This window comes from Streptomyces sp. NPDC107454, assembly GCF_055582885.1.
Genome location: NZ_JBVJPA010000019.1, coordinates 156,826 through 177,486 on the forward strand (window position 1 = coordinate 156,826; position 20,661 = coordinate 177,486).

17 protein-coding genes are annotated in these 20,661 nt (G+C 70.1%); 12 read left to right on the plus strand and 5 right to left on the minus strand.

Annotated features, from left to right (window positions below):
* Positions 1 to 102 precede the first annotated feature (102 nt).
* Entirely contained in the window at positions 103 to 564 is a 462-nt protein-coding gene (locus ACZ69M_RS40175; RefSeq protein ID WP_067375327.1) for a DUF3093 domain-containing protein, read from the minus strand.
* A gap of 58 nt (positions 565 to 622) precedes the next feature.
* Between ACZ69M_RS40175 and ACZ69M_RS40180 the strand changes: the two genes are divergently transcribed.
* From ACZ69M_RS40180 to ACZ69M_RS40220, 9 genes are all read left to right on the plus strand, one after another.
* Entirely contained in the window at positions 623 to 1,207 is a 585-nt protein-coding gene (locus ACZ69M_RS40180; RefSeq protein WP_470057882.1) for a PaaI family thioesterase, read from the plus strand.
* Positions 1,204 to 1,728 carry a dUTP diphosphatase gene (dut, locus tag ACZ69M_RS40185; RefSeq protein ID WP_054229931.1) on the plus strand — a complete coding sequence of 175 codons (525 nt, stop codon included), beginning with the start codon at positions 1,204 to 1,206 and terminating at the stop codon, positions 1,726 to 1,728. Before ACZ69M_RS40180 ends, dut begins: the two co-directional genes overlap by 4 nt.
* A gap of 1 nt (position 1,729) precedes the next feature.
* On the plus strand, positions 1,730 to 2,491 hold the full coding sequence (locus ACZ69M_RS40190) for a DUF3710 domain-containing protein (RefSeq protein ID WP_266430079.1): 762 nt from the start codon (positions 1,730 to 1,732) through the stop codon (positions 2,489 to 2,491).
* A 249-nt stretch (positions 2,492 to 2,740) separates the two neighbouring features.
* Positions 2,741 to 3,919, plus strand: a complete 1,179-nt coding sequence (locus tag ACZ69M_RS40195; protein ID WP_470057885.1) for an alginate lyase family protein — start codon at positions 2,741 to 2,743, stop codon at positions 3,917 to 3,919.
* A gap of 86 nt (positions 3,920 to 4,005) precedes the next feature.
* Positions 4,006 to 4,704 carry an ABC transporter ATP-binding protein gene (locus ACZ69M_RS40200; protein WP_470057887.1) on the plus strand — a complete coding sequence of 233 codons (699 nt, stop codon included), beginning with the start codon at positions 4,006 to 4,008 and terminating at the stop codon, positions 4,702 to 4,704.
* A 171-nt stretch (positions 4,705 to 4,875) separates the two neighbouring features.
* Entirely contained in the window at positions 4,876 to 7,413 is a 2,538-nt protein-coding gene (locus ACZ69M_RS40205) for a DUF4118 domain-containing protein (RefSeq protein WP_470057889.1), read from the plus strand.
* On the plus strand, positions 7,410 to 8,093 hold the full coding sequence (locus ACZ69M_RS40210; RefSeq protein ID WP_054237129.1) for a response regulator: 684 nt from the start codon (positions 7,410 to 7,412) through the stop codon (positions 8,091 to 8,093). Before ACZ69M_RS40205 ends, ACZ69M_RS40210 begins: the two co-directional genes overlap by 4 nt.
* A gap of 117 nt (positions 8,094 to 8,210) precedes the next feature.
* Entirely contained in the window at positions 8,211 to 8,609 is a 399-nt protein-coding gene (locus ACZ69M_RS40215; protein WP_079090087.1) for an OB-fold nucleic acid binding domain-containing protein, read from the plus strand.
* Positions 8,610 to 8,612: 3 nt separating this feature from the next.
* On the plus strand, positions 8,613 to 9,380 hold the full coding sequence (locus tag ACZ69M_RS40220) for a DUF3159 domain-containing protein (RefSeq protein ID WP_470057891.1): 768 nt from the start codon (positions 8,613 to 8,615) through the stop codon (positions 9,378 to 9,380).
* Between the two features lie 173 nt (positions 9,381 to 9,553).
* On the opposite strand, the gene ACZ69M_RS40225 is transcribed toward ACZ69M_RS40220, so the two are convergent.
* Positions 9,554 to 10,231, minus strand: a complete 678-nt coding sequence (locus ACZ69M_RS40225) for a potassium channel family protein (RefSeq protein WP_054237132.1) — start codon at positions 10,229 to 10,231, stop codon at positions 9,554 to 9,556.
* Positions 10,231 to 10,902, minus strand: coding sequence for a potassium channel family protein (locus tag ACZ69M_RS40230; protein ID WP_054237133.1), 672 nt, complete (start codon positions 10,900 to 10,902; stop codon positions 10,231 to 10,233). The genes ACZ69M_RS40225 and ACZ69M_RS40230 overlap by 1 nt, the downstream gene beginning before the upstream one ends.
* Before the next feature lie 381 nt (positions 10,903 to 11,283).
* Here ACZ69M_RS40230 and ACZ69M_RS40235 point away from each other — a divergent pair, with 381 nt between their 5' ends.
* From ACZ69M_RS40235 to ACZ69M_RS40245, 3 genes are all read left to right on the plus strand, one after another.
* Positions 11,284 to 13,335 (plus strand): APC family permease, encoded by a 2,052-nt coding sequence (locus ACZ69M_RS40235; RefSeq protein ID WP_097286546.1) that lies wholly within the window; start codon positions 11,284 to 11,286, stop codon positions 13,333 to 13,335.
* Between the two features lie 139 nt (positions 13,336 to 13,474).
* Positions 13,475 to 14,803: a class I SAM-dependent RNA methyltransferase gene (locus ACZ69M_RS40240; protein ID WP_470057894.1), complete on the plus strand. Its 1,329-nt coding sequence runs from the start codon at positions 13,475 to 13,477 to the stop codon at positions 14,801 to 14,803.
* 119 nt (positions 14,804 to 14,922) lie between these two features.
* Positions 14,923 to 16,389 (plus strand): WGR domain-containing protein, encoded by a 1,467-nt coding sequence (locus ACZ69M_RS40245; RefSeq protein ID WP_470057896.1) that lies wholly within the window; start codon positions 14,923 to 14,925, stop codon positions 16,387 to 16,389.
* A 148-nt stretch (positions 16,390 to 16,537) separates the two neighbouring features.
* On the opposite strand, the gene ACZ69M_RS40250 is transcribed toward ACZ69M_RS40245, so the two are convergent.
* On the minus strand, positions 16,538 to 18,751 hold the full coding sequence (locus tag ACZ69M_RS40250; protein ID WP_470057898.1) for an MMPL family transporter: 2,214 nt from the start codon (positions 18,749 to 18,751) through the stop codon (positions 16,538 to 16,540).
* 187 nt (positions 18,752 to 18,938) lie between these two features.
* A complete protein-coding gene (locus ACZ69M_RS40255) occupies positions 18,939 to 20,654 on the minus strand; it encodes a hypothetical protein (protein WP_470057935.1) in 1,716 nt (571 codons plus the stop codon).
* Positions 20,655 to 20,661: the final 7 nt, after the last annotated feature.

Sequence of the window (20,661 nt, forward strand, 5' to 3'; positions counted from 1 at the left end):
GTGTGCGCCGGTGCGTAACCGCTACCCCCAAGGCGCACGGTCGCGCGCCGTGGTGTTCGGGGCGCGACTTCCTCTTCGCAAGCGCCTCTGATTCCGGTGTCCCTACGCCGTGGCCCGAGCCGCCTCGAGTGCCGCAATCAGGCGCTCCGGCTCCCTCGTCGACAGGTACAGGTACGGCGTGGGGTCGGCCGGGTCGGTGACCTGGACGCGGAGGGCCGTGGGGATGTAGGCCCGCAGCAGCATGAAGGCGCGCGGGTCCGCCTTGTACGTGCGCCAGGCGCGCGCCTCCTCCTGGTCCATGATCTCCGCGTCGCCCAGGGCCGCGACCGGGATCTTCGCCTCGCCCGCGATCAGGGAGTCACCGACGACCCGGATGCGGATCGACCCGTACGCGCTCGCCACGACCGCCGAGACCGCGGTGCCGCCGACCAGCGCGCCCAGCAGCGGCAGCGTGCCGAAGGGGAGGAAGACCAGGGCCATCGCTATCCCGATCAGGAAGCAGATCGCCCACCAGCTGCGGGGGGCGGTGAGGCGTTCTTCGTACGGGGAGGCGGAGAGCTGCATGAAGCCAAGCTTGGCACGGTGCGAAGACTTGGTGGACGCGCGGGTAAGGTCTGCGGCTGTGAGTCGTACTTCCGCAGCTCTGCAGCCTCCCGCCGACGCCGTCGCGCCGGTGCGGCACCCCGACGCGCCCGCCCCAGGCGAGCTCCTCGGCGCCCACTACGAACAGTGTTTCGGGTGTGGCGGGGAGCAGTCGCACGGACTGCACCTGGAGGCCCGCGCGGGGGAGGGCGTCAGCGTCACGGCGGAGTTCACGGTACGGCCCGCCCACCAGGGCGCCCCGGGGCTCGCGCACGGCGGAGTGCTCGCCACCGCCCTCGACGAGACGCTCGGCTCGCTGAACTGGCTGCTGCGCACCATCGCGGTCACCGGCCGCCTGGAGACCGACTTCGTCCTGCCCGTCCCCGTGGACACGGTGCTGTATCTGGAGGCCGAGGTCACGGCGGTGGCCGGCCGCAAGATCTACTCGACCGCCACCGGGCGGATCGGTGGCCCCGACGGGCCCGTCGCCGTTCGCGCGGACGCCCTCTTCGTCGAGGTCAAGGTCGACCACTTCATCGACAACGGCCGCCCGGAGGAGATCCGGGCGGCCATGAACGAACCGGACCAGATCCGCCGTGCCCGTGCTTTCGAGGTGAACCCGTGACCCGCGAGCCCCGTCAAGAACTCGCCGTGCTGATCCGCCGCGTCGACCCGGACGTACCGCTTCCCGAGTACGCGCAGCCGGGTGACGCCGGAGCCGATCTGCGTACCACCGAGAGCCGTGAACTGAAGCCGGGCGAGCGCGCCGTACTGCCCACGGGTGTGTCCATCGCGCTGCCCGAGGGGTACGCGGCCTTCGTGCACCCGCGTTCCGGGCTTGCCGCCCGCTGCGGTGTCGCCCTCGTGAATGCCCCGGGGACGGTTGATGCCGGGTACCGTGGGGAGATCAAGGTGATCGTGGTGAATCTCGACCCGCGCGAGTCGGTGCGGTTCGAGCGCTTCGACCGGATTGCTCAACTGGTCGTCCAGCAGGTCGAGAAGGTCCGCTTCCAGGAGGTCGCGGAACTTCCCGACTCGGCGCGGGCCGCAGGGGGCTTCGGGTCCACTGGCGGTCATGCCGCCGTGGGCGGCACAACGGGTGGGAATCGATACGCTTCGGTCGTATCCGACCGGGAAGGACAGTGACGTGTTCGGACGTCGCAAGAAGGGCAGTGCCGCCGAGGACGCGGCGGGCGAGGCCGAGCAGGTCGTCGACAGTGTCGACACTGAGGCGGACGAGGCGGAGCGGGAGCGCGTGAGGCTCGAGCCGGAGCCGCGGCCCGACGGACCCTGGGACGACTCGGAGGTGCGGGACCCCGCCGAGGGCCGCGTGGACCTGGGTGGTCTCTTCGTGCCCGGAGTCGACGGCATGGAGCTGCGGGTCGAGGTCGCGGGCGACGCGATCGTCGCGGCCACCGTCGTCCTCAAGGACAGCGCCATCCAGCTGCAGGCCTTCGCCGCCCCCAAGCGTGAGGGCATCTGGGGCGAGGTGCGCGAGGAGATCGCCAGCGGCATCACCCAGCAGGGCGGTGTCATCGACGAGGTCGAGGGCCCGCTGGGATGGGAGCTGCGCGCGCAGGTCCCGGTGCAGCTGCCGGACGGCACGGGTGGTTTCCAGGTCGTGCGGTTCGTCGGCGTGGACGGGCCCCGCTGGTTCCTGCGTGGAGTGATCTCCGGGCAGGGCGCCGTGCAGCCGCAGGCCGCGGGCCTGCTGGAGCAGATCTTCCGGGACACGGTCGTCGTACGCGGTGAGGGCCCGATGGCCCCGCGCGACCCGATCGTCCTGAAGCTGCCGAACGACGCGCAGATGGTGCCCGAGGGTGTCCAGCAGGAGGAGCAGAGCGGTTCCCGCTTCTCCGGAGGCATGGGACAACTGCAGCGCGGACCGGAGATCACCGAGGTCCGCTAGAGCCTGTTCGCCGGACGCTCCGCGGGCAGAACAGCTCCAGGGCCGGACGCTCCGCGGGCAGAACAGCCACACGGCATGAAAGGGCCGCGCCTCTCCACGGGGTGCGGCTTTTTCGTGTGCGCGGACCCGCGGCGGGTTCTCGTGCGAGATCCCTTGACGGCCAGTTGGTCTGTACCTATGGTCTCGGCCCAGCGCCTATGTTCATGCAGGCGTTCATCGTTCACATACGAGAACGGATGGCCCCCCACCATGCGCCGTACCGCACTCCTCGCCACCGTCACCGCCCTCGTCGCGGGCGCCCTCGTCTGGCCAGCCGCCCGACAGGCTGACGCCGCCCCCGTCACCTTCGCGCACCCCGGAGTCACGGTCTCCAAGAGCCAGCTGGACTTCGCCCGCACCAAGGTCAACGCCGGGGCCCAGCCCTGGAAGGCCGCGTACGACCAGATGATGGCGAGCAAGTACGCCGACCTGAACCGCGTCCCGAAGCCCCGCGCGACCGTGGAGTGCGGCTCCTACTCCAACCCCAACTACGGCTGCACGGACGAGCGCGAGGACGCGATAGCCGCGTACACCGACGCCCTCGCCTGGTACATCACCCGCGACGACCGGTACGCGAAGAAGTCGATCGCCCTGATGGACGCCTGGTCGGCCGTGATCAAGGAGCACACCAACAGCAACGCGCCCCTTCAGACCGGCTGGGCCGGCTCCTCCTGGCCCAAGGCCGCCGAGCTCATCAAGTACACCTACACCGGCACCTGGGCCAACTCCGGCCGCTTCGCGACCATGCTGCGCACCGTCTACCTCCCCGAGGTCATCAACGGCTCCAACTCCAACGGCAACTGGGAACTGTCGATGATGGAGGCCGCCGTCGGCATCTCCGTCTTCCTCGAGGACCGGACGTCGTACGACAAGGCCATCGCGAAGTTCCGGACCCGTGCGGCCGCGTACATCTACCTCTCCTCCGACGGCGCGCTGCCCAAGACCGTGCCGAGCCAGAACCTCGACACCACCGCGAAGATCGTCAACTACTGGCAGGGGCAGTCCACCTTCGTCACCGGGCTCACTCAGGAGACCTGCCGCGACTTCACGCACACCGGGTACGGCATCTCGGCCATCTCGCACATCGCCGAGACCAGCCGGATCCAGGGCGAGGACCTGTACGGCACCGATGTCGGCGAGCGGCTGCGGCAGGCGCTCGGATTCCAGTCGAAGTACCAGCTGGGCGAGGCGGTGCCGAGCTGGCTGTGTGGTGGTTCCCTCACCCTCGGGCTGGGTCCGGTGACCGAGACCGGCTACAACGCCCTGCACAATCGCCTGGGCATCGCCATGACCAACACCCAGAAGCTAACCGAGCAGAACCGGCCGTCCGGCAGCAACAACCTCTTCGTCGCCTGGGAGACTCTCACCGACGGGGACAACCCCAACTGACGCCCTCTCCGGCCGGGCGCCCCGGTGTCGTCACCGGGGCGCCCGATCGGCGGGGGAGGCAATCGCCCGGCTGACCGGGGAGGGACATGAGCCAGGTCGAGGTCGCCACGAAGACCATGGTGCGCGTCGAGAACGTGCATCGCTGGTACGGCGGTGGAGCCGACGTCGTACCCGCCCTGCGCGGAGTCTCCTTCGACGTGCCGCGCGGTGAACTTGTCGCCCTCACCGGCCGCCCCGGGTCAGGCAGGACCACACTCCTCAACCTGGTCGGCGGGCTCGACGAACCGGACGCGGGGCGGATCACCGTCGACGGGCACGCACTGGAGGGGCTCGGCGAGGACGGCCTGCTGGAACTGCGCCGGGAACGGATCGGCTTCGTCTTCCAGCCCCTCGGGCTCATCCCGCTGCTCACCGTCGCCGAGAACGTCGGTGTGCCGCTGCGGCTGCGCGGGGTCGCGGAGCACGCGCGCGAGGAGCGGATCGCACGGCTGCTCACCCTGGTCGGGCTCACCGACCACGCGGCGCGCCGACCCGGGGAGCTCACCGGCGGGCAGCAACAGCGCGTGGCGATCGCGCGCGCCCTCGCGGGCGACCCCGCGCTCCTCGTCGCCGACGAGTTCGCGGCTGGACTCGACGCGGGGACCGGCCGTGCCCTGATGGAGCTGTTGCACACGCTCGTCCGCGGCGAACAGGTGACGGTCCTGGTCGCCCCCTCCCGGGCGACCCCGCTCGACCTGGCCGACCGGATCCTGGAGCTGTGCGACGGAGGGATCGTCGAGCACTGAGCCGAGCGCAGGGCCGAGCAGGGCCCGGACCAGCGCATCAGGGTTGTGCCGACCGGCGCATCAGAGTTGCGTCAAAGACGGCCGTCGGCCGACTCCCCGCCCCATTTGTCGAGATTGTTGGCCGTAAGGTCGACGCTGCGTATACAGCGGTGACAGGAAGACAATGGGGCCATGGGACGCGGCAAGCTTCGGATCTACCTCGGTGCGGCACCGGGCGTCGGCAAGACGTACGCGATGCTCTCCGAGGCGCACCGCCGGGTCGAGCGGGGCACCGACTGCGTCGTCGCCTTCGTGGAGCACCACAACCGGCCGCGCACCGAGGTGATGCTGCACGGCCTGGAGCAGATTCCGCGCAAGCATCTCGACTACCGCGGCTCCGCCTTCACCGAGATGGACGTGGACGCCGTACTGCTGCGCGCCCCGGCCGTCGCCCTGGTGGACGAACTCGCGCACACCAATGTCCCCGGCTCCCGCAACGCCAAGCGCTGGCAGGACGTGGAAGAGCTGCTCGCCGCCGGCATCGACGTCGTCTCCACCGTCAACATCCAGCACCTGGAGTCACTGGGCGACGTCGTGGAGTCCATCACGGGCGTACGGCAGCGCGAGACCGTCCCGGACGAGGTCGTACGGCGGGCGGACCAGATCGAGCTGGTCGACATGTCGCCGCAGGCGCTGCGCCGGCGTATGGCGCACGGCAACATCTACAAGTCCGACAAGGTCGACGCGGCCCTGTCCAACTACTTCCGGCCCGGCAATCTGACCGCGCTGCGTGAGCTGGCGCTGCTGTGGGTGGCCGACCGGGTCGACGAGTACCTGACCGAGTACCGCAGTGAGCACCGGGTCTCGAAGATCTGGGGTTCGCGGGAGCGGATCGTCGTCGGTCTCACCGGCGGTCCGGAGGGCCGCACACTGATCCGCCGGGCCGCGCGGCTCGCGGAGAAGGGCGCGGGCGGCGAGGTCATGGCCGTCTACATAGCCCGCAGCGACGGACTGACCTCCGCCTCGCCCAAGGAACTGGCGGTCCAGCGCACGCTGGTGGAGGACCTGGGCGGCACCTTCCACCACGTCGTCGGGGACGACATACCGGTCGCGCTGCTCGACTTCGCGCGTGGGGTGAACGCCACCCAGATCGTGCTCGGTTCCTCGCGCCGCAAGACCTGGCAGTACGTCTTCGGGCCCGGCGTCGGCGCCACCGTCGCCCGGGAGTCGGGCCCCGACCTGGACGTCCACATCGTCACCCACGACGAGGTCGCCAAGGGGCGCGGACTGCCGGTCGCCCGGGGCGCGCGGCTCGGCCGCTCCCGGATCATCTGGGGCTGGCTGGTCGGAGTGGGCGGCCCGGTGGTGCTGGCTGTGCTGCTGAACACCATCGACCTCGGCCTCGCCAACGACATGCTGCTGTTCCTGACGGTGACGGTCGCGGCGGCGCTGCTCGGCGGGCTCTTCCCGGCCCTCGCCTCGGCGGCCTTCGGATCGCTGCTGCTGAACTACTTCTACACGCCGCCGCTGCACCGGCTGACGATCGCCGACCCCAAGAACATCGTCGCCATCGCGATCTTCGTCGGGGTCGCCGTCTCTGTGGCCTCCGTCGTGGACCTCGCCGCCCGGCGTACGCACCAGGCGGCCCGGCTGCGCGCCGAGTCGGAGATCCTCTCCTTCCTCGCGGGCAGCGTGCTGCGCGGCGAGACCAGCCTTGAGGCCCTGCTGGAACGGGTCCGGGAGACTTTCGGCATGGAGTCGGTCGCCCTGCTGGAGCGGGCCGGCGACGTCGACCCGTGGACGTGCGCGGGCAGCGTGGGCCCCCGGTCGCCGAAGCGGCCCGAGGACGCGGACGTGGACATGCCGGTCGGCGACCACATGGCGCTCGCGCTCTCCGGACGTGTCCTGCCCGCCTCCGACCGCCGGGTGCTCGCCGCCTTCGCCGCCCAGGCCGCGGTCGTCCTGGACCGCCAGCGCCTCCAGCACGAGGCCGATCAGGCCAAGGAGCTGGCCGAGGGCAACCGCATCCGCACCGCGCTGCTCGCCGCCGTGAGCCACGACCTGCGGACCCCGCTGGCCGCGATCAAGGCCGCGGTCACCTCGCTGCGCTCCGACGACGTGGCCTGGTCGGAGGAAGACCAGGCGGAGCTCTTGGAGGCGATCGAGGAGGGCGCCGACCGGCTCGACCACCTCGTGGGCAACCTGCTCGACATGTCCCGTCTGCAGACCGGCACGGTCACCCCGCTGATCCGCGAGATCGACCTCGACGAGGTGGTCCCGATGGCGCTGGGCGGCGTACCCGAGGGCAGCGCCGAGCTGGACATCCCCGAGACGCTGCCCATGGTCGCCGTCGACCCCGGCCTGCTGGAACGCGCGGTCGCCAACCTCGTCGAGAACGCCGTCAAGTACAGCCCCATCGACGAACCGGTCCTGGTGTCCGCGAGCGCCATGGCGAACCGGGTGGAGGTGCGGGTGGTGGACCGCGGCCCGGGAGTCCCCGACGAGGCCAAGGACCGCATCTTCGCGCCCTTCCAGCGCTACGGCGACGCTCCCCGCGGCGCGGGCGTCGGCCTCGGCCTCGCGGTCGCCCGCGGCTTCGCCGAGGCGATGGGCGGCACACTGAACGCCGAGGACACGCCTGGCGGCGGACTCACCATGGTGCTCACGGTCCGGGCGGTGGACAGACTGCCCGACCTGGCCACGGCAACAGCAGAAAGGCAGGCTTCATGACCAGGGTGCTCGTGGTCGACGACGAGCCGCAGATCGTACGTGCCCTCGTGATCAACCTGAAGGCACGGCACTACGAGGTCGACGCGGCCGCCGACGGCGCCGGTGCGCTCCAGCTCGCCGCCGCCCGCCATCCCGATGTCGTCGTTCTCGACCTCGGGCTGCCCGACATGGACGGCGTAGAGGTGATCAAGGGGCTGCGCGGCTGGACCCGGGTGCCGATCCTGGTGCTCTCGGCCCGGCACTCCTCGGACGAGAAGGTCGAGGCGCTCGACGCGGGCGCCGACGACTACGTCACCAAGCCCTTCGGCATGGACGAACTGCTGGCCCGGCTGCGCGCCGCGGTGCGCCGCGCGGAGCCGACCGGGGGCGGCGAGGACGACGTCGTCGTCGACACCGAGGACTTCACCGTCGACCTGGCCGCCAAGAAGGTCAACCGGGAGGGGCGGGACGTACGGCTCACCCCCACGGAGTGGCATCTGCTGGAGGTGCTGGTGCGCAACACCGGCCGCCTGGTCAGCCAGAAGCAGCTGCTCCAGGAGGTGTGGGGACCGTCGTACGGCACCGAGACGAACTATCTGCGGGTCTACATGGCGCAGCTGCGCCGCAAGCTGGAGGTGGACCCCTCGCATCCTCGGCACTTCATCACGGAGCCGGGGATGGGATACCGGTTCGAGAAGTAGTCCCCGCGGGAAGGGGTACAGAGCGGGTAGGGATGCAGGAAGGGCACGGGTGCGCGAAAGGGCACGGGTGGGCGCACGCGTTCAACCGACGTCAGTGCTCCCCGGTACGCTTTCGGTATGAGTGCTGTTCCTCGTTCCGAAAAGCCGGCAGGCCGGTTCCGGCGCATGATCGACCGGCTTTCCTCGTCCCAGGAGGACCTGGAGTCCGAGGAACTGCGTGAGGACTCCGAGACCGCGGGCTGTACGCGGATCGGTGACTGCCACGACCGACAGATCGTCACGGTTACTGGTACCTTGCGCACGGTCACTCTGCGCCCGCGGGCCGGAGTCCCGGCCCTGGAGGCCGAGCTGTTCGACGGTTCGGCCGCCCTGGACGTGGTCTGGCTAGGCAGACGCTCCATCGTGGGCATAGAGCCGGGACGCAAGTTGATCGCCTCGGGCCGGATTTCGATGAGCCGGGGCCGTAGGGTGCTTTTCAATCCGAAGTACGAACTCAGACCCCTCGGACGGGAGTAGCCGGTGACGTCGCTCGACAAGCCGACCGAAGACGCCCAGGACGCCCAGCAGGATGCGCGGGCGGTGACCGAGGCCGCACTCTTCGAGGCGTTCGGCGGCGTGCGGGGCATGGTCGAGACGGTGGTGCCCGGCCTGCTCTTCGTCACCATCTTCACGATCAACAAGAACCTGCACTGGTCGGCGATCGCCGCCCTCGGGGTGTCCCTGCTGCTGGTCGTGGTCCGCCTCGCGATGCGGGACACCGTCAAGCACGCCTTCAGTGGCGTCTTCGGCGTCGCCTTCGGCGTGGTCTTCGCGATGATGACGGGCAACGCCAAGGACTTCTATCTGCCGGGCATGATCTACACGCTGGGCCTGGCCGTCGCCTACATCGTCACGACCCTCGCGGGCGTGCCTCTGATCGGTCTGATCCTCGGCCCGGTGTTCAAGGAGAACCTCTCCTGGCGCACCCGGAATCCCGGCCGCAAGAAGGCGTACGCGAAGGCCAGTTGGGCCTGGGGCCTGATCCTGCTCGCCAAGTGCGCGATCCTCTTCCCGCTCTACTGGTGGGCCAACACCGCGCAACTGGGCTGGGTCCTGATCGCGCTGAAGATCCCGCCCTTCCTCCTCGCCGTCTGGCTGACCTGGGTGTTCCTGGCCAAGGCCCCCGCCCCCATCGACGTGTTCGCCGAGATGGAGGCGGAGGAGCAGGCCGAGAAGGAGCGCAAGGCCGCCGTCGGGAACGAGTCCGGTGACGAGGCCACGGCCGGCCGTCACCGCCGCGACGCGTAGCGGTTTTCCGTACGACGTAGTTCCCCGCACCACGTAGTTCCCCGTACGACGTCGGGGGCGCCCGGAGATCTCCGGGCGCCCCCGACGTCGTATCGGAGCAGTCGGAGCCGACGACAACGCCGCAGATGTGCGTGCCGAGCCCCGCGTCTGCGGCATGATCCGCCGGACAGGCCCTAGCTCGTCGCGTCGTCGCGGCGGACCGAGAGCAGGTCCTCGAGCTGTTCCTCGCGGGCCTGGGCGGCGACGAAGAGGAGTTCGTCGCCCGCCTCCAGGGAGTCCTCCTGGGAGGGCGTGAGGACGCGGGTGCCGCGGATGATCGTGACCAGGGAGGTGTCCTCGGGCCACTCCACGTCGCCGACCTGCGTGCCGGCCAGGGCCGACTCCGGCGGGAGGGTCAGCTCGACCAGGTTCGCGTCGCCGTGGCTGAAGCGCAGCAGCCGGACCAGGTCGCCGACGCTCACGGCCTCCTCGACCAGGGCCGACATCAGACGCGGGGTGGAGACCGCCACGTCCACGCCCCAGGCCTCGTTGAACAGCCACTCGTTCTTCGGGTTGTTCACACGGGCGACCACGCGCGGGACGCCGTACTCGGTCTTCGCGAGCAGGGAGACGACCAGGTTGACCTTGTCGTCACCGGTGGCCGCGATGACCACGTTGCAGCGCTGCAGCGCCGCCTCGTCCAGCGAGGTGATCTCGCAGGCGTCGGCGAGCAGCCACTCCGCCTGCGGGACGCGCTCGACCGAGATGGCCGTCGGCGCCTTGTCGATCAGCAGAATCTCGTGCCCGTTCTCCAGGAGCTCGCCCGCGATGGAGCGACCGACGGCACCGGCACCGGCAATGGCGACCCTCATCAGTGACCGCTCTCCTCTTCGGGGCCCTCGGCGAACGACGCCTCGACCTTCTCGACGTCGTCCGTGCGCATCATCACGTGCACCAGGTCGCCCTCCTGCAGCACCGTCTGAGAGGTGGGCAGGATCGCCTCGCCCAGCCGCGTGAGGAAGGCCACACGCACCCCGGTCTCGTCCTGGAGGCGGCTGATCTTGTGGCCGACCCAGGCGGCGGAGGCGTGCACCTCGGCGAGCTGCACCCCGCCGGTGGGGTCGCGCCACAGCGGTTCGGCACCCGAAGGGAGCAGCCGCCGCAGCATCTGGTCGGCCGTCCAGCGGACGGTGGCGACGGTCGGGATGCCCAGGCGCTGGTAGACCTCGGCGCGGCGCGGGTCGTAGATGCGCGCCGCGACGTTCTCGATGCCGAACATCTCGCGGGCCACCCGGGCGGCGATGATGTTCGAGTTGTCACCGCTGGAGACGGCGGCGAAGGCGCCGGCCTCCTCGATGCCCGCTTCGCGCAGGGTGTCCTGGTCGAAGCCGACTCCGGTGACACGACGGCCGCCGAAGCCGGAGCCCAGTCGTCGGAAGGCGGTGGGGTCCTGATCGATCACAGCGACCGTGTGCCCCTGTTGCTCCAGGGTCTGGGCCAGAGCGGAACCCACTCTTCCGCAGCCCATGATGACGATGTGCACGACCGTCCTTCCGAATGTAAATGGTTACGGCTCAGGCTAAACAGGGTCTCAGACCGCCGCCCAAGCTACACACGCGCGGTCGATCACGGGCACCCCTGTGCACATTCGCCTGTGCGTTCTCGGGGATCAGTGGCGATTGAAGCTCCGCACGCTGAAGAGAGTCAGGATTCCGAGGCCGACGAGTCCTGCGGTGGCGCCGATGAGCTCAGCGGTCACGTGCATGGAACCTCCATAGTGGGATAAACAGGGGCTTTGTCATATAGGCATGCGGATGTACGAGGCCGCTGAATCCGCAACGGGGCCCCTCCCCGTTTTCACTCGGAGAGCAGATGTCGAGCGGCGGGTGGGCGACCCCCCGTTCGAACGCTTACGATCCTCTGCGTGTCCAAACTGACCGACGTGCCCAAACGGATCTTGATCGGGCGCGCATTGCGCAGTGACCGGCTCGGGGAAACCCTGCTGCCGAAGCGCATCGCACTCCCCGTCTTCGCATCCGACCCGCTCTCCTCCGTGGCCTACGCACCCGGGGAAGTGCTTCTGGTCCTCTCCATCGCGGGCGTGTCGGCCTACCACTTCAGCCCCTGGATCGCGCTCGCGGTCGTCGTGCTGATGTTCACGGTGGTGGCTTCCTACCGGCAGAACGTGCACGCCTACCCCAGTGGTGGCGGCGACTACGAGGTGGCCAACACCAACCTCGGCCCCAGGGCCGGCCTCACCGTCGCCAGCGCGCTGCTCGTCGACTACGTCCTCACCGTCGCCGTGTCGATCTCGTCCGGCATCGAGAACCTCGGCTCCGCCATCCCCTTCGTGGTCGAGCACAAGGTGCTGTGCGCCGTCGTCGTCATCGTGCTCCTCACGCTGATGAACCTGCGCGGAGTCAAGGAGTCCGGAAAGCTCTTCGCGATTCCGACGTACGTCTTCGTCGCGGGCGTCTTCATCATGATCGCGTGGGGCGCCTTCCGCGGGCTCGTGCTGAACGACACCATGCGCGCGCCGACCGCCGACTACCACATCAAGGCCGAGCACCAGGGGCTCGCGGGCTTCGCGCTCGTCTTCCTGCTGCTGCGCGCCTTCTCCTCCGGCTGTGCGGCGCTCACCGGCGTCGAGGCGATCTCCAACGGTGTCCCCGCCTTCCGCAAGCCCAAGTCGAAGAACGCCGCGACCACTCTCGCGGCGATGGGCCTGCTCGCCGTCACCATGTTCTGCGGCATCATCGCCCTGGCCATGTCGACCAAGGTCCGGATGGCCGAGAATCCGGCCACGGACCTGATCCACAACGGCGTCCCGATCGGCTCCGGCTACGTGCAGAACCCGGTGATCTCGCAGGTCGCCGAGGCGGTCTTCGGCAAGGGCAGCTTCCTGTTCATCGTGCTCGCTGCCGCCACCGCGCTGGTCCTGTTCCTCGCGGCCAACACCGCGTACAACGGCTTCCCGCTGCTCGGCTCGATCCTCGCCCAGGACCGCTATCTGCCGCGCCAGCTGCACACCCGCGGCGACCGCCTCGCCTTCTCGAACGGCATCGTCCTGCTCGCGGGCGCCGCCACACTCCTGGTCGTCATCTACGGCGCCGACTCGACCCGGCTGATCCAGCTCTACATCGTCGGCGTCTTCGTCTCCTTCACGCTCAGCCAGACCGGCATGGTCCGGCACTGGAACCGCCACCTGCGTACCGAGAAGGACCCGGCCAAGCGCAGCCACATGATCCGCTCCCGCGCGATCAACGCCTTCGGCGCCTTCTTCACCGGCCTGGTGCTGGTCGTCGTCCTCGTCACCAAGTTCACGCACGGTGCCTGGGTCGCCCTGCTCGGCATGGTGATCTTCTACGCGACGATGAGCGCGATCCGTAAGCACTACGACCGCGTCGCCGAGGAGATCGCCGCCCCGGAGGGCCCCTCCGACGACAGCGTCCGCCCCTCGCGCGTCCACTCGGTGGTCTTGATCTCCAAGATCCACCGCCCGACCCTGCGTGCCCTCGCCTACGCCAAGCTGATGCGCTCCGACACCCTCGAAGCGCTCAGCGTCAACGTCGACCCGGCCGAGACCAAGGCCCTGCGCGAGGAGTGGGAGCGGCGCGGCATCGACGTACCGCTGAAGGTCCTCGACTCGCCGTACCGCGAGATCACCCGGCCCGTCATCGAGTACGTGAAGGGCCTGCGCCGGGAGTCCCCGCGCGACGCGGTCTCGGTCATCATCCCCGAGTACGTGGTCGGCCACTGGTACGAGCATCTGCTGCACAACCAGAGCGCGCTGCGGCTCAAGGGCCGGCTGCTGTTCACGCCCGGTGTGATGGTCACCTCCGTGCCCTACCAGCTGGAGTCCTCGGAGGTCGCGAGGAACCGGGCCCGCAAGCGGCAGGAGTGGAACGCGCCGGGTGCGGTGCGCCGGGGTCCGGCGGAGGAGCGCCCGAAGGAGTCCTCGAACACCAAGGGATGACGGCCTCGCGACCGCAGGGGCTGACGGCTTTGTGGTGAGCGGCCGGGCAACGTCCACGTAGACTGGTGGGCTGTTGTCCGGCCGTTCGCGGTTCCGCGACCCCTTCCTCATCCCCTTTCGCATCTGGAGTCACCCCGCCATGCAGGCAGAACCGAAGAAATCGCTGGTGGGGGAGGAGTACGAGGTCGAGATCGGCCCCGTGGCCCATGGCGGGCACTGCATCGCCCGTACGGCCGAGGGCCAGGTCCTCTTCGTCCGGCACGCCCTGCCCGGCGAGCGCGTCGTCGCGCGTGTCACGGAGGGCGAGGAGGGCGCGCGCTTCCTGCGCGCGGACGCGGTGACGATCCTCTCGGCGTCCAAGGACCGCGTCGAGGCCCCCTGCCCCTACGCCGGCCCCGGCCGCTGCGGCGGCTGCGACTGGCAGCACGCCAAGCCGGGCGCGCAGCGCCGCCTCAAGGGGGAGGTCATCGCCGAGCAGCTGCAGCGGCTCGCGGGCCTCACGCCCGAGGAGGCGGGCTGGGACGGCACGGTGATGCCCGCCGAGGGCGACAAGCTGCCCGCCGGCGAGGTTCCGGCCTGGCGTACGCGCGTCCAGTACGCCGTCGACGCCGACGGCAACGCCGGACTGCGCCGCCACCGCTCGCACGAGGTCGAGCCGATCGAGCACTGCATGATCGCGGCGCCGGGCGTGAGCGAACTCGGCATCGAGGAGCGCGACTGGTCCGGCATGGCCTCGGTCGACGCGATCGCCGCGACCGGCTCCCAGGACCGCATGGTCATCCTGGAGCCCCGCCCCGGCGCCCGCCTGCCCCTCGTGGAACTCGACAAGCCCGTCTCCGTGATGCGCGTCGAGGAGCACGACGGCGGCATCCACCGCGTCCACGGCCGCGCGTTCGTGCGCGAGCGGGCCGACGGCCGTACGTACCGTGTCGGCAGCGGCGGCTTCTGGCAGGTTCACCCGATGGCGGCCGACACCCTGGTCAAGGCCGTCATGCAGGGCCTGATGCCGCGCAAGGGCGAGATGGCGCTCGACCTGTACTGCGGCGTCGGCCTCTTCGCGGGCGCCCTCGCGGACCGCCTCGGCGACAAGGGTGCGGTCCTCGGCATCGAGTCCGGCAAGCGCGCGGTCGAGGACGCCCGGCACAACCTCACCGCCTTCGACCGGGTCCGCATCGAACAGGGCAAGGTCGAGTCGGTCCTCCCGCGTACCGGCATCACCGAGGTCGACCTCATCGTCCTCGACCCGCCTCGCGCCGGCGCCGGCAAGAAGACGGTCGAGCACCTCTCCTCCCTGGGCGCCCGCCGCATCGCCTACGTCGCCTGCGACCCGGCGGCCCTCGCCCGCGACCTCGGGTACTTCCGTGACGGTGGGTACAAGGTGCGGACGCTGCGGGCGTTCGATCTGTTTCCGATGACGCATCATGTGGAGTGCGTGGCGATTCTGGAGCCGGTGAAGGCGGACTCCTGACCCGAAGGTCCTTGCGCAACGGTCCTGACCCGACGCGTCGTTGTCAGTGGTGACCACTAGTTTGGAGTCACTGGAAGACGGCCGGAGCGGCCGACCGGGCCTTTGGGGAGGGGTGTGCTGTGTCCGCTGCGCAGGCACGACAGTCGGGGAACACGACGTATCTGGAGCTGTCCCAGGAGAGCGGCGGTGCCCACAAGTTCTACGAGGTGACCGTCGAGGGAACCACCGTCTCCGTGCGGTACGGACGGATCGGTGTGGACGGGCAGCGTCAGACCTCGGCGTTTCCGACCGTCGAGAAGGCGAACGCGGCGGCGGCGAAGAAGATAGCGGAGAAGGTGCGCAAGGGGTACGCGCCCGCCGTTCAGGGGCAGCGCGCGGCCCGGGCCGTGACGCGCCGTCAGGTGACGTCCGCCCCGTCCACGGCGCGGGCGACGGCGCCGGTGCTGTGGCGGTTCCGTACGGGCGCCTCGGCGTTCGGCATCCATGTCGACGAGGACCGCTGCTGGGTGGGCAACCAGCACGGCAGCGTCTACAACCTGAGCCACGACGGCGAGGTGTTGGCTCACTACTCCCTGCCGGACGGTGTGAAGTGCCTGGTGGCGGACGACTTCTGGATCTACGCGGGCTGTGACGACGGCCGGGTGTACGACCTCTCCTCGAAGGTGCCGTTCGCGGCCTACGAGATAGCGGCCGAGGTGGACATCTTCTGGCTGGACATTCACGCGGGCGTGCTGAACGTCTCCGACCGCAACGGCGGTCTGACGGTCATCGACCACGAGGACGAGCTCCAGTGGTCGCGCAACTCGTCCGGGGACAACGCGTGGATGGTGCGGGCCGACGACCACGCCGTGTACCACGGGCACAGCCGCGGCGTGACGGCGTACGCGGCGGACGGCACCAGCCAGCTCTGGCACACCGCGACCAACGGCAATGTGCTCTTCGGATGGCAGGAGGAGAACGCCGTCTACGCCGGGACGGGGCGGCGGGTCGTCCAGCGGCTCGCCAAGTCCGACGGGCGGATCGAGGCCTCGTACGCGTGCGATGCCGCGGTGTACTCGTGTGCCACGTCCCCCGGCGGGCGGTACGTCTTCGCGGGCGACTCCGCTTCCTCGGTCTACTGCTTCACCGCCGACGGCTCCCGGCTGTGGAAGCTCGGCACGGGCGGCGGCTCGGCGCTGTCCATGCAGTACCACGACGACAGGCTGTACATCGTCTCGACAGACGGCTCGCTCGCCTGCATCGACGCCAGCGAGGCCGCGATCAACGCCGCCCAGTCGGGCACCGTCCCGGTCGCCGCGGACATCAAACTGGCGGCCGCCCTGCCGACGTACGCACCGCTGACCACCGCCGCCTCCGTCGCCACGGTCAGCGCCGTCCCCGCGCCGGGGAACGGGGTTGTCGTGGAGTGCACTCAGGAAGGAGGCCGAGTGCGCGTGCACGTGGTCTCCGAGGGCTATGAGCCGAGTTGGAACGTCCAGTTCCCGCGTGCGATACGCCAGCCGGGCGCCCGCTATGTCGTGGACGCGCTGCACTCCTCGACGGGTGGCTTCTACCGGGTGCGCGGAGAGATCAGGCGTCTGGTGTGACGTTCACCGACCAGGGCAGGTAGGCGCGGGCTGTCTCTCGGCCTTCGAGGGGGCCCCTTGTGTACGACCGCCTCCGCCGGGCCAGGACAGCCGGCCCGGAGGACCGCCCGTGTTCGGTGCGGGCGGCCCTCCGGCGTGGCGGGGTTGGTCAGACGCGGGCCGGTTCCTGTGTGGCCGGGTCGTCGTGTGCCGGGGCGACGGCGGACTGGTGGACGAGACCCTCGCCTTCCACGTCGACCTTGGGCAGGATCCGGTCCAGCCGGCGCGGCATCCACCAGGCGGCCTTGCCGAGCAGGGCCAGGACGGCTGGTACGAAGGCCATGCGGATGACGAAGGCGTCGAACAGGACGGCGATGGCGAGGCCGAAGCCGATCATCTTGATCATGGATTCGCCGGCGCCGATGAAGCCGGAGAACACGGCCATCATGATCAGTGCGGCGGCGACGACGACGCGGGCGCTGTGGCGGAAGCCGCTCTGGATGGCCTCATGCGGGCTGTCGCCGTGGACGTAGGCCTCGCGCATGCGGGCGACGAGGAAGACCTCGTAGTCCATGGCGAGGCCGAAGACGATGCCCACGAGGAAGATCGGCATCAGGCTCATGATCGGGCCGGTGGTCTCCACGCCGAGGAGTGAGGCGAGCCAGCCCCACTGGAAGACGGCGACGACGGAGCCGAGTGCGGCGAGCACCGACAGGAGGAAGCCGACGGCTGCCTTGATGGGGACCAGGATCGAGCGGAAGACCACCATGAGGAGCAGGATGGCCAGGCCGACCACCACGATCAGATAGGGGATCAGGGCCTTCTGGGTCTTCTCCGCCATGTCGATGTTCAGGGCGGTGGTGCCGGTGACCTCGAAGCTCGCGCCGTCGGTCGAGGCCTCGGTGGCGGGGCGCTCGTTGCGGATGGTTTTGACGAGGTCCTGGGTCTTCGTGTCGGTGGGTGCGGTGGAGGGGACGGCGGAGAAGACCGCGGTGTCGCCCGTGGTGTTGAAGCGGGCGGGGGAGACGGACACCACCCCGTCCGTGGCCTTGATCTTCTTCTCGATGGTGGTGACCGCGGCCTTGGGGTTCGCGGCGCCCTTGGCGTCGACGACGATGGTCAGGGGGCCGTTGAAGCCGGGGCCGAAGCCGTGGGCGAGGTCGTCGTAGGCGCGGCGCTCGGTGGTGGAGGTGGGCTTGGCCTCGTCTCCGGTCGTACCGAGCTGGAGGTCCATGACGGGCACGGCGAGCGTTCCCAGGCCCACGACGGACAGCAGGAGCACGGGCAGGGGGCGGCGCAGGACGAAGCGGGCCCAGCGGCTGCCGCCGTTGTTCTCGCTGTCTTCCTTGAGCCGGCCGCGCTTGCGGGAGCGGCGGGAGAGGACGGCGTTGGGCCAGAAGCCGAGGAGGGCGGGGACCAGGGTCAGGGCGATGAGGACGCCGATGATGACGGCTCCGGCGGCGGCGAGTCCCATTTTGGTCAGCAGGGGGATGCCGACGACGGAGAGTCCGGCGAGGGCGATGACGACGGTGAGGCCGGCGAAGACGACTGCGGATCCGGCGGTTCCGGTGGCGAGGCCGGCGGCTTGCTGCGGGGTGTGGCCCTTGGCGCGTTCCTCGCGGTAGCGGGAGACGATGAAGACGGCGTAGTCGATGCCGCAGGCGAGGCCGAGCATGGTGGCGAGCGTGCCGGTGGTCGAGGAGAGGCCGAACGCGCTGGACAGGGCCATGATCGCGGCCATCGAGACGCCCACGCCGATGATCGCGGTGAGCAGCGGCAGTCCGGCGGCCGTCAGCGAGCCGAAGGTGATGATCAGGACGAGCGCGGCGATGGCGATACCGATGCCCTCGGCCGCTCCGCCCGCGGAGGGCTGGGTCGCCAGCGCGGTGCCGCCGACCTCGACCGTCAGGCCGGACTTCTTGGCCTGCGCTATCGCGTCCTTCAGGTGGTTTTTGCTGGCGTCGGTGAGGTCGTCGGCCTTCACCTTGTAGGTGACGGTCGCGTACGCCGTCGTCGCGTCCTTGCTGACGGCCTTCGCCTGGAAGGGGCTGACCGCGCTCGCGACCTGCGCGCCGTCGGCCGCCTCGTCCACCAGCTTGGTGATGGTCTTCTTGTTCTCGGCGGCGGTGATCTTCTGGCCGTCGGGGGCCACGAACACGATCCGGGCGCTCGCCCCGTCGGCCTTCGCCCCGGGGAAGCGCTGCTCCATGAGGTCGAAGGCCTTCTGGGACTCGATCCCCGGCATGGAGTTGTCCGGATCAGGCGCGGCGGGAGCCTTGGCAGCGCCGAGACCGACCGCGGCCAGGACCGCCACCCAGATCAGGGCGACGTACCAGCGCCGCCGGAAGGCCGTACGGCCCAGTCGATAAAGGAAAGTAGCCACGGGCTGAGGTCTCCACTCGTCCGATCTCGGGAACCCCATCAGGTTCCCCGTGGCAGACCCCTCCCGTCGTCGTGCAGGTGCCGACATTTCCGACTACTGAGAACGCAGTACGCCGCTTCCGGATCATCCTCCTGACGTCTACCGCCGGCCGCGGGGAACCGCGACCGGCGGCGTACGTCAGGGGGGCCTAGCGGGTGCTTGCCGGGGCCTTCAGGTGCAGATCCGTGCTGGAGAGTGTCATCGGCGTGGCCGAGACGGCCCGCAGCCGGAGGCGCACTCCGGCGCGGGGGAGGGTGAACCTGCCGGAGGGCGGCAGGAGCTCGTAGCTGGCCGAGGCGTGCCGGCCGAGTGTGGCGGGGCCGGACTTGATGGACCAGTAGCGGCCCATGCCCTGGCCCGTGGTCAGGGTGAAGTGCGGGGTGAGGGCCGTGTCGCCGAGGTTGGTGACGCGGACGGTGAGCGCGGTCACGGTCTTGGCGCTGGTGGTCCGGGTCTCGCCGACCAGCCGCATCCTCAGGGGCGGCGAGCCCGTCACCGCCAGGGTCGACGCGACCAGGGCGGGGACGATCAGCAGCACGCCTGCGGCGATGCGCGCCCGCTGCCGGTGCGGGCCGCGCAGGAAGGCGGGCCGGGGCTGCCACGCCGTGGTGAAGGCCGACGGCGGGGCGGTCACGGCAGCGGCCAGCCAGAGCGGCGTCATCATCAGGTAGTAGCCGTCCTGCGAACGCGTCGCCAGGAAGAACGCGCACCACGGCAGGACCACCGCGGCCGGTCCCAGCCGCCGCACGAACAGCACGAAGAGCCCGAGCAGCCCCGCGGCCAGCAGCATGCTCGCGTGCGAGTACCAGGACAGCCGGTCGCTGCCGTCGGTGAAGTACAGCGAGATGCCGACCAGGCCCTGCCCGTGCAGGTTCGCCTTCTGGGTGAGCGGGAGTGCGATCCCGGAGAACCAGCTGCGCGGCTCGCTCACGATGAAGTACGCGTTGATCAGCAGCCAGGTCAGGGCGGCCACCCCCACGATCCGGCCCACGGCGGCCGCCGCCGCGCGCGCTCCGAGGTCGCCGCGGCGCAGGGCGTAGACCCCGGCCAGCAGGAACGGCGTGAGGAACCACGGCAGCTGCTGCGAGGCGCAGGCCGCGCCCAGGCATGCCGCCCGCGCCCAGTCGCTCCATCCGCCGTAGCCCATCCGCGGCCAGCCCACCACCACCGGGATGAGGAAGGCGCAGGCGATGATCGCCGGATAGCCGAGCCGGGCGTACGCGGTCAGCAGGCCGAGGCCGAGGCAGACCAGCGTGGCCGCGGACCGCCACTGCGTCGGCAGCATCCGCCACATCACGATCGTGCCCACGATCAGGGCTCCGGTGGCGGCCAGGACCGCGGGAGCGGCCCCGTGCCCGACCCACAGCAGCGGCGCGGTGAGCAGCAGGGGAAGCGGCGGATAGCCGTACGTGTAGTCGTAGCCGCCGGTCATCGTCGGGGTGAGGGCGACCCCGTGCTGCCCGAAGAGCCAGGGCCACGGCTGGTCGTAGACCTGGTGCCCGGCGACGAACTCACGGGCGGCCTGCGCGGTGAGGACCGACTCGTCACCGCCGCCGTGGTACATGGCGAACCCGCACATCGCGAGCGTCACGGCCGTCACCAGGATCACGAGGTCGAGGCGGGCCAGCGAGCGGGCCCGGCGCACGGTCAGCGTCAGGACGCCCGTCACCAGGATCGAGGCGTAGCAGACCGAGATCACCGCCGCGACGGCGAGCCGGTGGCTCGCGGCCGCCGTCCACATCGGACGCGTACCGATGAAGAGGCTGATGTCGGCGAGCAGGGTCAGGACGCGGTGCCACTGCGCGGGCGTCTCGTCGGGCAACGCCTTCGTGAGGGCCTTCTGGCCGGTGGTCGACGGCCTCATTTCTGCC

Excerpts from the sequence above, each read along its gene's own strand:
- ACZ69M_RS40200 (WP_470057887.1), top strand. The coding sequence starts at position 4,006 with ATGAGCCAGGTCGAGGTCGCCACGAAGACCATGGTGCGCGTCGAGAAC.
- ACZ69M_RS40240 (WP_470057894.1), top strand. The coding sequence starts at position 13,475 with ATGCAGGCAGAACCGAAGAAATCGCTGGTGGGGGAGGAGTACGAGGTC.
- ACZ69M_RS40210 (WP_054237129.1), top strand. The coding sequence starts at position 7,410 with ATGACCAGGGTGCTCGTGGTCGACGACGAGCCGCAGATCGTACGTGCC.
- ACZ69M_RS40205 (WP_470057889.1), top strand. The coding sequence starts at position 4,876 with ATGGGACGCGGCAAGCTTCGGATCTACCTCGGTGCGGCACCGGGCGTC.
- ACZ69M_RS40225 (WP_054237132.1), bottom strand. The coding sequence starts at position 10,231 with ATGAGGGTCGCCATTGCCGGTGCCGGTGCCGTCGGTCGCTCCATCGCG.
- ACZ69M_RS40215 (WP_079090087.1), top strand. The coding sequence starts at position 8,211 with ATGAGTGCTGTTCCTCGTTCCGAAAAGCCGGCAGGCCGGTTCCGGCGC.
- ACZ69M_RS40175 (WP_067375327.1), bottom strand. The coding sequence starts at position 564 with ATGCAGCTCTCCGCCTCCCCGTACGAAGAACGCCTCACCGCCCCCCGC.
- ACZ69M_RS40255 (WP_470057935.1), bottom strand. The coding sequence starts at position 20,654 with ATGAGGCCGTCGACCACCGGCCAGAAGGCCCTCACGAAGGCGTTGCCC.
- ACZ69M_RS40195 (WP_470057885.1), top strand. The coding sequence starts at position 2,741 with ATGCGCCGTACCGCACTCCTCGCCACCGTCACCGCCCTCGTCGCGGGC.